10 protein-coding genes and 1 pseudogene are annotated in these 15,036 nt (G+C 40.9%); 10 read left to right on the top strand and 1 reads right to left on the bottom strand.

Annotation, left to right across the window (positions count from 1 at the left end; all coding sequences use genetic code 11):
- Position 1: 1 nt before the first annotated feature.
- From AOG27_RS02795 to AOG27_RS02815, 5 genes and pseudogenes are all read left to right on the top strand, one after another.
- The gene (locus tag AOG27_RS02795) at positions 2 to 547 is read left to right on the top strand and encodes a condensin complex protein MksE (RefSeq protein WP_054551494.1); all 546 of its coding nucleotides are present in this window, start codon (positions 2 to 4) and stop codon (positions 545 to 547) included.
- Positions 547 to 3,241: pseudogene (locus tag AOG27_RS02800) on the top strand (ATPase). Before AOG27_RS02795 ends, AOG27_RS02800 begins: the two are co-directional and overlap by 1 nt.
- Positions 3,242 to 3,363: 122 nt before the next feature.
- A complete protein-coding gene (locus AOG27_RS02805) occupies positions 3,364 to 3,912 on the top strand; it encodes a DUF4136 domain-containing protein (RefSeq protein WP_054551495.1) in 549 nt (182 codons plus the stop codon).
- Between the two features lie 138 nt (positions 3,913 to 4,050).
- Positions 4,051 to 4,353, top strand: a complete 303-nt coding sequence (locus AOG27_RS02810) for a hypothetical protein (protein ID WP_054551496.1) — start codon at positions 4,051 to 4,053, stop codon at positions 4,351 to 4,353.
- A gap of 201 nt (positions 4,354 to 4,554) precedes the next feature.
- Positions 4,555 to 6,393, top strand: a complete 1,839-nt coding sequence (locus AOG27_RS02815; RefSeq protein ID WP_054551497.1) for a TonB-dependent receptor plug domain-containing protein — start codon at positions 4,555 to 4,557, stop codon at positions 6,391 to 6,393.
- A gap of 170 nt (positions 6,394 to 6,563) precedes the next feature.
- Here AOG27_RS02815 and AOG27_RS02820 read toward each other — a convergent pair whose 3' ends face one another.
- Entirely contained in the window at positions 6,564 to 6,812 is a 249-nt protein-coding gene (locus AOG27_RS02820; RefSeq protein ID WP_054551936.1) for a YkgJ family cysteine cluster protein, read from the bottom strand.
- Positions 6,813 to 6,970: 158 nt separating this feature from the next.
- On the opposite strand from AOG27_RS02820, the gene AOG27_RS02825 reads away from it, so the two are divergent.
- The 5 genes from AOG27_RS02825 (at position 6,971) to AOG27_RS02845 (ending at position 15,018) form a co-directional block, all read left to right on the top strand.
- Complete coding sequence (locus AOG27_RS02825) at positions 6,971 to 8,143, top strand: efflux RND transporter periplasmic adaptor subunit (RefSeq protein WP_054551498.1); 1,173 nt, start codon at positions 6,971 to 6,973, stop codon at positions 8,141 to 8,143.
- 3 nt (positions 8,144 to 8,146) lie between these two features.
- On the top strand, positions 8,147 to 11,299 hold the full coding sequence (locus AOG27_RS02830; protein ID WP_054551499.1) for an efflux RND transporter permease subunit: 3,153 nt from the start codon (positions 8,147 to 8,149) through the stop codon (positions 11,297 to 11,299).
- Between the two features lie 158 nt (positions 11,300 to 11,457).
- Positions 11,458 to 13,074, top strand: a complete 1,617-nt coding sequence (locus tag AOG27_RS02835; protein ID WP_054551500.1) for a L,D-transpeptidase family protein — start codon at positions 11,458 to 11,460, stop codon at positions 13,072 to 13,074.
- A gap of 8 nt (positions 13,075 to 13,082) precedes the next feature.
- A complete protein-coding gene (locus tag AOG27_RS02840) occupies positions 13,083 to 13,946 on the top strand; it encodes a D-Ala-D-Ala carboxypeptidase family metallohydrolase (RefSeq protein WP_054551501.1) in 864 nt (287 codons plus the stop codon).
- Between the two features lie 109 nt (positions 13,947 to 14,055).
- Entirely contained in the window at positions 14,056 to 15,018 is a 963-nt protein-coding gene (locus AOG27_RS02845; RefSeq protein ID WP_054551502.1) for an alpha/beta hydrolase, read from the top strand.
- Positions 15,019 to 15,036 lie beyond the last annotated feature (18 nt).

Raw genomic sequence — 15,036 nt, forward strand, 5'->3', positions numbered from 1 at the left:
CATGACAGATATTAATTTAGATGATTTAACGCATCTGCAAGCTATTAATAAAAAGCTCACATCAGGCTACCACATTAGCGAACAAGACACGCTGATGTGGCAAGAGCTTGATCAACACATTGATGCTTATCGCTCGTTATTTAACGCCCTTGGCCATGACCTACAACACGATAGCCGTGGCTTTTACTATTTTGGTAGCGACGAAAGCACCCCAAATATGGGTAAAATTTCGCGTGCCATCGCACTGACTATCTACATTTTGATTGAGAACTATGCCAATACTGGTAAAGATCCAATGCGGGCCTTGTTTGACGAAGTAAACGACCTTGAACTAATGCAAACCTTAGTGCAAATCAACAAGCATTTGTTTGATCAATTAGAAATCTTCTCAGGCTCAGATTTACGCAAAGACGTTTACCTACGTATGGTGCGTTTAGGTCTTGCTCGCGAAGTAGAAAATGGCTTTATGCTGCAAGCACCTATTTATCGTTATATCGATGCATTGATGGAAGTAAACGAAGAAACCTACCTAGGAGATGACGAATAATGCAAAGCCAAAGCCTTTACGGACTCAGCAAACTTGCGCTTTTAAATACCGCAGGCTATGCAAAATGCGTGATCCCACTGGATAAAAGTAGCTCTATTTGTGCACCGAATAATACCGGTAAAAGCTCGGTAATTAATGCCCTGCAATTTCCACTGATTAATGATTTGCGTTTAACAGAATGGGATGGCCACGATTTAGACGAAACCCGAAAATTCTACTTTTCGTCAGATCAATCCTATATTTTACTCGAAGCTGACCTGCCTAATGGCCCTGTGGTGATTGGTGTTGCCGGCCTAGGTAAAATTGCTGGTTACGCGCATCAGTTTTTTTGCTACCCAGGTAAGTTGAACCTTGAACACTACACGCAAGGCAAAACTATTGTAAAATTCACCAAGCTTTTTAATCACTTAAAAGAGCAAGGTTTCAATCCAATTGAATTAAAAGCGCAAGAGCTAAACGCCTTACTCACTGGCGGCGCAACCCCATTTGATGGCGATATCAACTTAAAGATGATCCCCCTCAATAACGTGCAAGATTCAGCGATTTACAAAGAAATTTTCCGCCGTATCCTTAACTTGCATAAGTTAGGTGCCAGTGATGTTAAACGCTTTATGCTACGTGTATTTGAGCGCCATATGTCAAACTCACGGGTTGATTTTTATGAGGTTTGGCGACGTTCATTTGATAAAGTGAATCGCGCTAAACGTGAATTAAAAGCCCTTGAGTCAATGCAAGAGCCAATTGCAGCTCTTGAATCTATGCTTGAAAACCAAACGGTTTTAAAAGGTAAGCTTGCTGCTTATGCGCCAAAAATTGACCAAGCACTAATAGACTTTGAAACCTATCAACAAGAGCAACTCACTGAGCTAAATATTGCCCTTGAGGATATCGAGCACGAAAAGCATGAGTTCGAACAAAAGCAGCAGCTGTATATTCAGCAATCGCGCGATATTGAGCGCAAACAAACTCAAATTGAACAGTGGTTTTTAGACTATCGAGCGCTTAAATCTGAGTTTGAATTGGTTAATAAAGCCACTTTAAAAGTCAGCCTTACTCAGCTTAAACAAGATTATGAATCGCTATCGCATTCATTGAGCAGTGCCCAAGGGCAAAGCTTGCACACCCTTGATTACCGTATTAGCGAAACACAAAAGCAAATCAAGAGCTTAAAATTACAGCTGAAGAACCTCGAGTTCAATTTATTCACCCGTATGCGTGAAGATTTATCTTTGAAAGAAGTTGAAGAGATTTCGCGTATTCTGAACCCAGATATCTTATCGTTTGCCACCACCAGCAATGGTGATGTTGAGATCACAGACGAAGATGCCTTTGGGGAGTTCTTAGAGCAGTTATCGGCTAACGTGAAAGGCGGTGTACTGACTCTGCCAGGTGCGACGATTAAACTTAAAAAGCTAAGCCCAGTGCAAATGCAAACTGGCGAAAATAAAGAGCAATTAACTGCGCAACTTGCTGCTCTTGAAAACTCACTGAAAGAGTTTAAACAACAGCGCGAAGTCGCTGCTAATGTCGCCGAAAAGCGATGCACAAACCCTGCTAAAAGAGCAATTAAATGCAGAGCGCGAACAAGTTGACGACTACCTGCAAGACATTCAAAAGAACAGTGGCTCAATCAGCGATCGTCGCTCAATTATCAAGTCGAAAAAAGATTTGCTCGCGCGCCAAGCTGACCGTTTACGCCAAGTTAAATCTGAACGTATCGATCACACCCTTGATGTTTACTCAGGAAAAGTCACTCCGTACATGATTGAAATCAGTATTGATTTTGATAACTTAAGTGACCTCATTCACCACTTCAATAAAGACTGCCAAGAGTTACGTAACTTTGATATCAACGTACGTAACACCTACCTGCATATTTACAATGCAGGTATTACTAAATTTGATAACGAAAACGATGAGTTTACTAAATACGAAAAGCTTATTAGCGCGTTTCATAACATCGATAACGAGCGCGATGCGGTTGAACGTCAAGGCAGAGTTGCGTTAACCGAAGTAGCCGCTACTATTAAAGGTTTGCGCGAAGACTTAGACCGCCTGCGCCGTGAAATGAACAGCTTTAATAAAGGGATTAGTCAGCACCGTATCTCTAATCTTCAAGCATTCAAAATTAATGTTATTCCGCGCAAGATGTTAGTTGATAGCATTGATACTATTATTAGTACCTCAAATCAGTTTGAGCAAGGCGATACCCTAGACCTATTAAGCCAAGAGCCATATAGCGAATCTGCGGTAAACGAAGCGAAAGATCATTTGATTAAGCTTGCCTCTGAAAAAGCCGGTTTAACACTGACCGACTTATTCGATATTCGTTTTGAAGTCGTGAACCGTGCTGGTGAAACTGAGCACTTCGAAAAAATTGACTCAGCCGGTTCTAACGGTACGCGTATTACCATTAAGTTACTTTGCGGCATGCTGTTTATTCGTTACTTATTAAGCGACCAAGAACAAAACTTGTATCGTATTCCGATTTATATCGATGAAGCAGCCGATATCGACCCACAAAACCAAAAAGCAATTATCGAAACCGCGCTTAGCTTTGGCTTTGTGCCGATTTTTGCCTCAGTTAAACCACAAGTTAGCTGTGATTACATCGTACCTATTCGCACTGTTAAAGATGGCGCACAAAACTGGGTCGATGAAAAAGACTGGATAGAAGTGGAACACAGTGCTTAATTACAAACTATTACAGTACTTTTTTGTAAATGTGCCATAGTTTTTAAATAATCATTCAGTTGAGTATTTTTTGTGTTATGTTATCAATCAAGTAGTGGAAATTTTGCCAAGGAGCAAACAATATGAAGAACTTATTAATCGCGACGGCTGTACTATTTTTAGCAGCCTGTGCTAAAACGCCTGATTGGGATTACGACAAATCAGCCGATTTTAGTAATTATAAAACCTTCTCTTGGGTACCGAATGCCAGCTTGACTAAAAATGTATCGAACTACCAAATTAGTCCTTTAATGGAAAAGCGGGTTCGTGAAGCCGTTAATGCTGAACTTGAAAAAAGCGGTATGAAGCTAGTTGATTTAGCACAAGCAGATGTGCTGATTAACTACCATGCCTCTGTTGATACTAAAATTGATGTAGATACCTTCAACGTAGGTTACGGTGCACGCTGGAATTACTGGGGTATGGGTTATAACACGCAAACAACTGCTCGCGAATACGAAGTGGGTACGTTAATTTTAGACGTGGTAGACCGTGCTTCTAACCAATTAGTTTGGCGTGGTGCGAAAGAAGGTCGTTTGCAAAAGAACCAATCACCTGAAAAGCGCACTGAAGTTATCAAAGAGACTGTTGCTAACATTCTAAGTAACTTCCCACCAAAACCTCAGCAATAAGCCTTTTACATAATTTTGAAAAGCTCACAAATTGTGAGCTTTTTTGTTTGTGAAGATCAAAGTTTGCTATGATGCTTTAACTTAAATAACTCTAAATGGAATTAGGGGTCTTAGAGAAAAGATCCAAAAAGGAATAAAATGAAATTAACTTGCCCAAACTGTAAAACCATAATTGCGACTAAAGATATAAAAAAGGTTAATACAAACAGCCTCTTCATTGAAAATCAATGCCCCTCTTGTCAAGCATGGTTTTGCTTAAATAAAACACAGACGATTTTAAAAATTTCCGGTATTTCTCTATTGTTAATAACTAGCTTGCTTAATATTTTTAATATTAAAGCTGAATATAGCCTAGCTTTTTCGGTCATTGGATTTATAGGTATTTTTGTTGCTCTCATCATTACTTTCTTTGGTAAATATGATGCGGTTAAAAATAAATAATCAAACTGAAACACACATCTTTTTTAAATAATAAATAGACACAGCTCTTATTGCACAACCGCGCCTTAGCGCGGTTTTTTGTTACCTGCTGAAATCTGGTTGGAGTGGTATAACTCAGTGATTCAGATACAATACCTGCAATTTCTAGTGCGCTCTTAACGGCCACTGCAACGAGTTAATCAAAATAATAGAGAGTTTTAGATGGTACGCGCAGTACAGCTTACACTTCCCGCTTTATTCGTCACTTGCTCAGTGCTAGCAGAAGACACCAACAATATTGAACAAATCACCGTTGAAGTTTCAGCAACCGCAAATAAAGAGCCTGTTGGTACCTTTGATGCGCCGGTATCAAACTTAGAATATGACCCACGTGTCGATTTGCAATCACGTAACATGGCTGAAGCACAAGCTGATGTCACTATTCGTGGTGGTATTTTCGAAAATACTGGTTTTCGTGTCGGTAGCAGTACGTTATTCGACCCTCAATCTGGTCACTACTTTGCTGAAATTCCAATTGCGCCACAAATGCTAACAGGCCCTTCAGTGCTTACAGGGGCTGATAATGCCCTTTATGGTATGAATAGTTCGGTTGGCACAGTTTCATTTGGCTGGCGCCCTATCACAAGCACTGGCAGCGTTTCACTTGGCACAGGTACGAATGGCTTTAATTTACAAAGCATTCATGCTGCCCATAGCCAAAAGCTGGATAGTAAACCAGATTGGCGATTAGGCATTGAAGGGGAATACTCGCACTCAAAAAGTGATGGCTCAATTGATAATGGCGACCACGACTTTGAACGTGCCTCAGCACGCGTTCAAATTGCAAGCGATACCTCGCAAACTGATTTAATGTTCGGACGCCAAGAGAAGTTTTTTGGTTGGCCAAACCTTTACACGCCATTTAATTTTAACGAAACCGAAGATCTTGAAACCAAGCTTTTCATGCTAAATCACAAACAAATGTATGGTGAGAGCAATACCTTTGAAGTGACTGGCTATTATCGTAAACATAACGACCATTATGTTTTGTCTCGTGAAAACCCAGCTATTTTTGAAGCGTTTCACGAAACCACGGTTAAGTCATTAGCACTCTCTGGGCGTCACCGCTTAAATAATCGCTACGCAATTAATTATGCTGGGCAATTTATTGCTGATGAAATTGAATCAACGTCTCTTGAAAATAACTTTACGTCGCGCAATTACACTAAGCTAAGTATCTTACCTGAGTACAAATCAGCCCTTACAGCGAACAAAGAGCTTACTGTACGTATTGGTGCAGCATTTGATAATACTAACCACGATAGCTCAGATACCTCTTTTATTGCCGATGCCAGCCTTAAAGTAGCTAATCATAATGGCGGTGAACATACTTGGTATGCATCATACGCAGAAGCAACACAAGTTCCCGGTTATACCGCCATCGGCGGCAGCGAAACGGGCGGATTATTCAGAAGTAACTACAGCCTTGAGCGCGAAACAACCGATAACCTTGAGCTAGGTTTACTGATTGAACAGTCTTCGTGGCGTTTAGATTCAGCTATTTTCTACCGTAAAGATAAAAACCTGACAGATTGGACATATCGCTTTGATGCAACCTCAGCTCGTTTTGCAAACCCGGTTGATATAGACACCTTAGGCGTTGAGTTTTTAGCGAATAAATCGTTTGAAAGCACTGAGTTGATTGCCAGCTACACCTACTTAGAAAAGTCAGAAGACTATGGCGCGGCAGATATTGATGCGAGCTTTTATGCGCTTAACTACCCTGATCACCGTGTAACACTGGGTGCAGTATGGCAACCAATGGATGTGCTTGAGCTACGTATCGATAACGAATGGCGTAAGCAACATAGTAACCGCTTACGTAACTCTGATGATGAAGCCTTCTTCACGCAGTTAACGCTAAAATTCACCCCAGCTCAGCTTGATAATGTGTTTGTTACCTTTGCAGCTGACAACATTTGGGATGAATCTTTCGAAGAAGTCCCGGGTACCCCTGGTCGCGGCGAGCAATATACTCTCAGCGCTACTTATACGTGGTAAACAAAAACAACAATGCCAGTCAATTGACTGGCATTCCTCTATCGCGCTACCGCCTAGACATCTCACGAACCATAACCAAAATTATATTAAATGCTGTGAATAAAAATTTGGTTATAAAAAACACAACTGTTCCCAGTAACCGTTAAAAAGTGTTAAAGGTTTAATCTTTTTTAAGTCATCTGCTCAAGCTCGGTAATTAAATACAATGCTTGTTCGTTAGTGGTGCCACATACATCAACGGTAGCAGAAAAGTCACTACACACCTTAGGCCTTGATTCATCACCAAATAATTTACATAGGTTATTATCATCAAGTTGAATACAGCGCTCTCCCGCGGCTTTCCCGTTTGGCATTCCTGGGATCGGTGAGCTAATACTGGGTGCAATACAACAGGCGCCACAGCCTAATCTGCATGCCATTTTATCTGTCATTGAGTACCTCTTATAGAACCTTTGTAGCGCCTTTGTAATATGTGTAATGGTTTGTTACATCTTCAAACGCCTTGTAAACACTTTATTGCGTATGCTTAGCCTATCAAATTTATTTTTAATTACCGTCAACCGTGAGGGACTATCCCGTGGCTAGTAAAAAACAAATCATTCTCCCTATCGCCGTATTAGTCGGCGGACTTGGAATGGCATTCGCATTTGCCTCAATGAAGCAACCGCCAGTAGAAAAACCAGAACAAGATCTGCGCCCGCTTGTATCAATCAAACCGTTAAGCTTTGACGCCATTACCCTCGATGTAAAATCATACGGTATAGTTAAACCTAAAAACCAAACTGAGCTTGTTGCGCAAGTAAGTGGTCAGGTTGTGTCGTTATCAGATCAATTCGTACAAGGTGGATTTGTTAAGCAAGGCGACATTCTAGCACGTATTGACCCAAATGATTACGAAGCAGCACTCATTGAAGCAGAAGCTGGACTAGCCCAAGCAAGCTCTGCACTTGAGATAGAACGTGCACAGGTGTCAGTTGCGCAAGCTGAGTGGGACCGCATCAAAGGTGACTCAAACCAAGTTATCCCTTCTGAGCTTTATTTACGTAAACCACAACTTGCTGAAAAACTTGCAAGTTACCGCGCTGCGCAAGCGAGTGTTAAACGCGCTAAACGTAATCTTGAGCGCACATACATTAAAGCGCCTTACGATGCGATTATCGACGAACGCCTGATTAGTCTAGGTAGTGTGGTAAACCCAGGTAACAGCTTTGGTAGCCTGAGCTCAACGTCACTGGCTGAAATTCGTTTGCCTGTTGCTGATAAAGATCTGCAATACCTAAATAACCAAGGAATTGGTGCAAGCGTATCAATTAATGCTGAATTTGCAGGTAAACAAACAACGTGGCAAGCAACTATTGTTCGTAGCGAAGGAGTTGTTGACCAACGTAGCCGCATGAATTATTTAGTAGCACAAGTAGCAACGCCTTATGAGCAAAAGCAGCCATTACGTTTTGGCTCATACATTAACGCCACTATCGAAGGCCGAGCGTTAGACAACGCGATTGTTGTTCCGCACCATTTAGTTAAAGATAAAAAAGTCGCTGTTTTACAAGATGGCGAAACGCTTACCTTTAAAACACTTAACATCGTTCGCGAACAAAATGGCATGGTGATCGCCGATAATGGCCTTGCTAACGGTGAGCAACTTATTACATCGGCACTTGAATACCCAACTGAAGGCATGGCGGTCAAGTTAGATGACGCAACACTGAGTGTGCCAACAACGCAGTTAGCGTTAAAAGAGGAATAAGCCATGACCACGCACAGAGAAAAAGGGCTTATTGCCTGGTTTGCTCGCAACCCAGTTGCTGCAAACTTACTTATGATTTTCATTTTAGTGGGTGGCTTATTGACGGCAATGTCGGTGCGTAAGCAAATGTTCCCACAATTTGAGAGTAACTGGATCAGTATTCAAGCTGTCTACCCAGGGGCTGCGCCGCAAGAGGTAGAAGAAGGCATCACCATTAAGGTCGAAGAGTCTTTAGAAGGCCTCGAAGGCATTAAACGTTTAATTACCTATTCGAACCGTGGTTTTTCACAAGCTTGGATCGAAATCGAAGAAAAGTACGACCCGCAAGAAGTACTCGATGAAATTAAGATGCAGGTTGATTCAATCAATACCTTCCCTGCAGAGATGGAACGCCCAATTGTTCGCCGCGAAAAGTTTGAGCAAGAAGTGATGATACTCGCGCTGTATGGCGATATGAGTAACTACCAGCTCAAAGAACTTGGTAATGATATTAAAGATGAGCTACAAGCTTTACCACAAATTAACTTGGTCAACTTTTACAGTGGCTTAAACTACGAAATTGGCATCGAAATTAGCCCAGATAAGCTACGTGAGTATGGTTTAACTTTCCGTGATATTGCCACAGCCGTTCGCAGCTTTTCTGCCAATATGTCTGCAGGTCAAATTCGCTCTGAAAATGGCTACATTTCAATGCGTGTTGAAAACCAAGCATATCGTGGTAAAGAGTTCGAAAATCTGCCTTTATTACACTTACCAGATGGCGCTCAAGTTTTCTTAGGTGATGTAGCAACAATTAACGACGGCTTTGAAGAAGGCTTACAATACTCTAAGTACAACGGTAAAAACTCACTGACTTTTGAAGTAAATGCGTCGAAAGATCAAGACATCACTAAAGTTGCTGCGGTATTAAAAAAATACCTAGCAGATAAAGCACCACAGTTACCAGCAGGTGTAAAACTATCACCGATTGTTGATTTAACTTACTACCTTGAAGGTCGTCTAAACATGATGATCGACAACATGATTTGGGGTGGTATTTTAGTGATGGTGGTACTGGCGCTATTTTTACCACTACGCTTAGCGTTTTGGGTAATGATGGGCTTACCTGTGTCATTCCTAGGTGCATTTTTAATGATGCCACTTGGCTTTATTGATATCACTGTTAACTTAGCTTCTTTATTCGCATTTATACTGGTGCTCGGGATAGTCGTTGATGATGCTATTGTCGTCGGTGAGTCTGCCAGTGCTGAAATTGAAAAGCACGGTCATAGCCTAGATAACGTAGTCCGCGGCGTAAAACGCGTTGCTATTCCTGCAACCTTTGGGGTGTTAACTACAATTGCCGCATTTTTACCACAAACACTGGCATCAGGCCCTGGCTCTGCGTTTTCTAAAGCCATTGGTGGTGTAATTATCCTATGTTTAATTTTCTCACTAATTGAGTCAAAACTGATTCTACCGGCTCACTTAGCGGCAATGAAAAATAAACCTGCGAACCCTAAAAATCCATTACATCGCTTACGTTTAGGTATGGATAAAGGCCTCAAGAACTTTGTTGATAATTACTACACACCATTTATTGGTCGCTGTATTCATTACCGTTACACCGTGATTGTTGGCTTTATCTGTGTACTTATTGTTAGTGGCGGTATGTTCGCTGGTGGCTTAGTGAAATTTGTTGCGAATCCTAAAATTCCACATGATTTCCCGCGTATCTCAGTTGAAATGAACTTATCTTCTTCTGAGCAAGCAACCCTTGAGACAGCGCAAACCATTGAAAAGCTGATTTTAGATGTCGATAAGCAACTTGAAGAGCAATATGGTCAAGCGATGATCCGCGATTTATCGGTTAGTTTACGCGGTCGTACAAGTGCACGCATTATGGCGATTTTGGTCGAACCGGACTTACGCCCTATTGATACCTTCCAATTAAGTGCAATGTGGCGCGAACAAATGCCACCATTGCCAGGTGTGAAAACGCTTAATATTGAAGACAGTATCATGAATGGCGGCCGTGATGACGGTGATGTTAGCTTTCGCTTAGAAGGCAAAGATATCAATAAGCTCAAAGAAGTGGCTGCAAAGTTAAAAGAAAAGCTAAATAGCATGCAAGGCGTAGGCGATGTAAATGACTCACTACAATCTGCAACTGACGAGGTTCAACTTGAACTTAAACCACTTGCTTACAGCTTAGGGTTAACCCTTTCAGATGTGGCATCACAAGTTAGTTTTAGCTATTACGGCCTAGAAGCACAACGTATTTTACGTGACGGTGAAGAGATCAAAGTAATGATCCGCTACCCTCGTGAATCGCGTAACGCAGTAAGTGACATCACAGATGCGCGTATCATCACGCCAACGGGTGTTGAAGTACCGCTTGCTGAAGTTGCTAAAGTTAACATTGTAGATGGTGTAAACCGTATTCGCCGTGAGAACGCTAAACGTACTATAAACGTTTGGGCTGCGGTTAATACTGACCAAGCTGAACCATTTGCCATTGCAAAAGAAATTCGTGACGAATACTTACCTAGCCTACTGAAAAGCTACCCAGGTGTAGAAAGTAATGTAGCCGGTCGTATTCAAGAAGAAATGGACAGTGTTGCAGAACAAGTACGTGACTTTGCTTTATCAATGATGATTATCTTTGCGTTACTTGCTATTCCACTACGCTCGTACTCACAGCCATTTATCATCATGTCGGTTATTCCATTCGGTGTCATTGGTGCAATGTTTGGCCACATGATCTTAGGTATGACAATGAGTAGCCTATCAGTATTCGGTATCATCGCTGTTGCAGGTGTTGTCGTAAACGACTCGCTAGTGATGGTCGACTTTGTCAATAAAGCCCGCGCCGAAGGTGTTGCAATCAAAGAAGCGGTAATGCAAGCCGGTGCCCGCCGTTTTAGAGCAATATTACTGACCTCGATTACAACCTTTATTGGTGTATTACCAATCATTATGGAAACAAGCTTACAAGCAAAAATCGTTATCCCAATGGCTGTATCTCTAGCATTCGGGGTGTTATTTGCAACGGTCATTACGCTTATTTTAATCCCTTGTCAGTACGTCGCGTTAGAAGACTTCAAACGCTTAATTGGCAAGCTAAGAGGTAAAAAAGCAGAGCCAGAAGCAAAATTACAAACAACCAGTCATTAATCCCCTCTCAAAATCCCAACCGAGCGCTTGGCAAGCTTATTTGCCAAGCGTTTTTTATTTAAAAATATGTTCCTATAAATCCTGTTGTTTTGCTAAGCTTAAATGAGCAAAAAAGAAACAATTCAAAAAATAACTAAATACGTTATAAGGACATAGCTATGAAAATTCTGCGCTACACAGCTTTGCTCAGTTGTTTATCAATTTGTATGCCAGTGCTTGCTGAGAACCAATACTTGCAACAACAGCTTGAACCTATTCTGATTGGTGAATCTCACAGTATAGAAGGACAGCATATCCATTCCCCTGAAATGACTGTTGCCACCTATAAAGCAAATAGTTTTGAACGAGTATGGGATGACAACAAATATGCCAAACAAGCGCTAAATTTAATTGCGCAAGCAGAACTTGAAGGGCTATCTCCTAACGACTATCACTTTGATACATTAATGGCGCTGGCCAACGAAATAGAGAAACGCGGAGCAGATGCCGTCGAAGCACAGTTTGATGTTCTAATGACAGATGCCGTCATGACCTATGCAAAACATTTAATTCGCGGAAAAGTAAATCCAAAACAATTGGCAGCCACATGGAACTATGAACAGTTTGATGTCAGCCCAGATGCTGCAGCGGCCTCATTACTCAAACATGTAAAATCAAAAAGCCTTGATAAAGGACTTGAAAACCTAAAACCTGTTTTGCCTCATTATAAGCGCTTAAAAGCCGCACTTGTGTTTTATCGAGAGCTTGATGCCACTGGCGAGTTACCTGACTTCGCACTGCAAAATAAGGTATTAAAACCCGGACAATCAGACCCAGCAGTACCGCATTTAAGACAAAAGTTAAAACGACTAAAGTATTTTGACGGCAGTAACAGTGATGCCACTGATTATAACGATGAGCTAGTCGCAGCAGTTAAACGCTTTCAAAATGCCCATCAAGTTGCTGATGATGGTGTGATTGGCAATGCGACGTTAAAACTACTCAACAAAGATTACAGTGAGTACGTTAATGATATTTTAGTAAACCTAGAGCGCATTCGTTGGGTTGATAACACGCTCACAGAGCGCTTCTTAGTGGTAAATATCGCAGGCTACTTTCTGTATTTGTTTGAAGACAACAAATTGAAATGGCAAACCAACGTAGTTGTAGGCAGAAACTACACCAAAACACCAATATTTAAAGGGCAAATGAGTTATATCGTGATGAATCCAACGTGGACAGTACCGCGGAGTATTTCAGGTGGCATCATCAAAAAAATGAAAGAAAACCCAAATTACTTAAACGAGAAAGACTTTGTTGTGGTTGATAGTCGCCGTAACCCAGTTGATAGCAAGAGTATTGATTGGCCGAATGCTAGCCGCAAAAACTTCCCGTATTGGTTTGTACAACAGCCTTCAGAGAATAATTCATTAGGGCAAATCAAGTTTATGTTCCCAAATAAATACTCAATCTATTTGCACGATACCCCTGCAAAAAGTTTATTCCAGCAAGACCAACGTGCATTTAGCCACGGCTGTGTAAGAGTTGATGACCCATTCACCTTAGCTGAGAAAATATTAGAAACCTCAGATAATTGGAGCCGTAGTGAAATTGATGACGCCATTGCTGCAAAAGAAACTAAAAAAGTCAGCTTATCAAAACCGCTGGATGTACTTTTAATGTATTGGACCGTTGCGGGTAACGACGAGGGCCTACAATTTTATACCGACGTTTATAATCGTGATGGCGCGTTATTAAAAGCACTCACCACGCCATTAGCAAACAATACAATTTAGAGGTCACTATGTATTTCAGCCGTATTATTTTTAGTGTGTGCTTAGCGTTAACTACATGTTCTGTTGCTGCCATTGAATTAACTGACTCGCTGCACAGCCTTGTACTTGATGCAAAACAAGTGCTAACACTTGATAACACGGCTGATTTTGCTCCAACTGCAGTTTCAGATGTTGAGACAGAGCGATTAGGGCCAAATAGCATTGCCGTTTATGCGCCAGAAAATGCAGGGTTTTATAGCCTAGTACTGAGTAACAACAAAACGAGCAAACGCTTACTCGTTATAGTGAAAAAACCATTCAATGCTAACAATAAGCAATTGAATAGTTATCAAATAGGCCTCTACCCTGCCCCTTATAAAGGCTATACACAATACAGTGCACCAAACGGGTTTATAGAAATTTTTGAGAAAGACCTAACACGCCAGCTGACTCCTCATGTGCAAATTAAAAATGTAATTTGTAAGCAAGTGAGTGGCTTTCCAAAATACCTTTATGTCAACAACGATGGCTTGATGATGCTCGAAGATCTGCTCTCGTTTGTACAAAATGAAGGGATTAAAGTCAGCAAATTTGCCTTTATCAGCGGCTATAGAACACCCCATTACAATCGCTCAATTGGTAATGGCAAACACAGCCGACACCAATACGGCGATGCCTTCGACCTATATATAGACGAAGATGGTGATGGCCGAATGGACGATTTAAACGGCGATGGCAAACTAACGGTTGCTGATGTTGATGTGCTTTATAAAGTGTTTGAAAAGTTCCAAATACAGAGCCGCTATAATGGCGGTATTGGCCGCTATAAACCCGCATCCCACCACGGTGGATTTGTTCACATAGATAACCGTGGATTTACCGCTAGGTGGTAATTGCAGCTTCATATAACCCTTGAATAAATATTATCCAATTGCATTATTACTGCGGGGTTGCTAAGTTATTGTAAGAAATGGAAATACTACAATAACAACAAAGGGAATTATGCGCTTTATCTTCTGCATTTTTTATATTTCAGTCCTCAGTGGTTGTCAGAGTTTTATTGCTTATCAAATCACTCAACCTGTTGAAGAGATATCTTACGGTGGCCCTGACGACCCAATGTTGAATACCGTTTACGAAGGTATACCTCGAAAAACATGTAACACTACACATGAATGTTTAGCAGTTAGAATATTTTCCCATAATGATTTAATCGAATATTTTGAGCAAGGTGAACAATTTGGCATAACTTTTCAACTTAAATCAAAAGAGGAAATGGAAACATTTGAAACAACTTTGACCTCTATAAATGGTGCCAAACAGAAAAACGATTCAGCAATTATACTATTCCCAGGTTATGGTGTGAGTAGTTTGATTTATAGCTTTCAAGCTCGTTGGCTAAGCCATTTTACTGGCAAAGATGTTATCCTTATGCCTGCGAGCAATCAATATAGTGAATTCAAGTTTGGTCTAAATAGTCTTGATGTATTAAAGCATTTTTTAAATACCAACCAATACCAACAAATTGATATTTTAAGTTATTCAATGGGCAGTATTGCCGCAGTGCAACTTGCAAAGCAAATGCCTAATGTAAAGCAACAGATAATGGTTGCACCAATAGTGCATTTTGACACCGCATTAATGTCCGTAGCTAAAAATTATCACCCCACCTTAAGCTACTTTGTCAAAGATAATGATTTTAAAAACGCAGCAAAAAATGTAATTCAAAACAGTGCTATTGATGAAACACAGCTTGATTTATTCGCCCTACTGAACAGCAAACAATCAGCTAATAGAACCACACTCTATGTCAGTAACGCAGACCCAATAAGCCCAGCTGGTTATTGGCAAGCGCTTCAAAATAAGAGTGTATCTGTAGTGCATTACAGTAATTTGAACCACACCAGAATGGTCAGCCTTATCAATCAAGCCATGCGCAATGAAGTATTACATCGATTAATGTAACCAACAAATAACAAGGAA

Source organism: Pseudoalteromonas lipolytica (assembly GCF_001306915.1).
GTDB classification, from domain to species: Bacteria; Pseudomonadota; Gammaproteobacteria; order Enterobacterales; family Alteromonadaceae; genus Pseudoalteromonas; species Pseudoalteromonas simplex.

Coding starts and splice junctions, on each gene's coding strand:
- AOG27_RS02795 (WP_054551494.1), top strand. CDS start 2: ATGACAGATATTAATTTAGATGATTTAACGCATCTGCAAGCTATTAAT.
- AOG27_RS02805 (WP_054551495.1), top strand. CDS start 3,364: ATGAAGAACTTATTAATCGCGACGGCTGTACTATTTTTAGCAGCCTGT.
- AOG27_RS02810 (WP_054551496.1), top strand. CDS start 4,051: ATGAAATTAACTTGCCCAAACTGTAAAACCATAATTGCGACTAAAGAT.
- AOG27_RS02815 (WP_054551497.1), top strand. CDS start 4,555: ATGGTACGCGCAGTACAGCTTACACTTCCCGCTTTATTCGTCACTTGC.
- AOG27_RS02820 (WP_054551936.1), bottom strand. CDS start 6,812: ATGGCATGCAGATTAGGCTGTGGCGCCTGTTGTATTGCACCCAGTATT.
- AOG27_RS02830 (WP_054551499.1), top strand. CDS start 8,147: ATGACCACGCACAGAGAAAAAGGGCTTATTGCCTGGTTTGCTCGCAAC.
- AOG27_RS02835 (WP_054551500.1), top strand. CDS start 11,458: ATGAAAATTCTGCGCTACACAGCTTTGCTCAGTTGTTTATCAATTTGT.
- AOG27_RS02840 (WP_054551501.1), top strand. CDS start 13,083: ATGTATTTCAGCCGTATTATTTTTAGTGTGTGCTTAGCGTTAACTACA.
- AOG27_RS02845 (WP_054551502.1), top strand. CDS start 14,056: ATGCGCTTTATCTTCTGCATTTTTTATATTTCAGTCCTCAGTGGTTGT.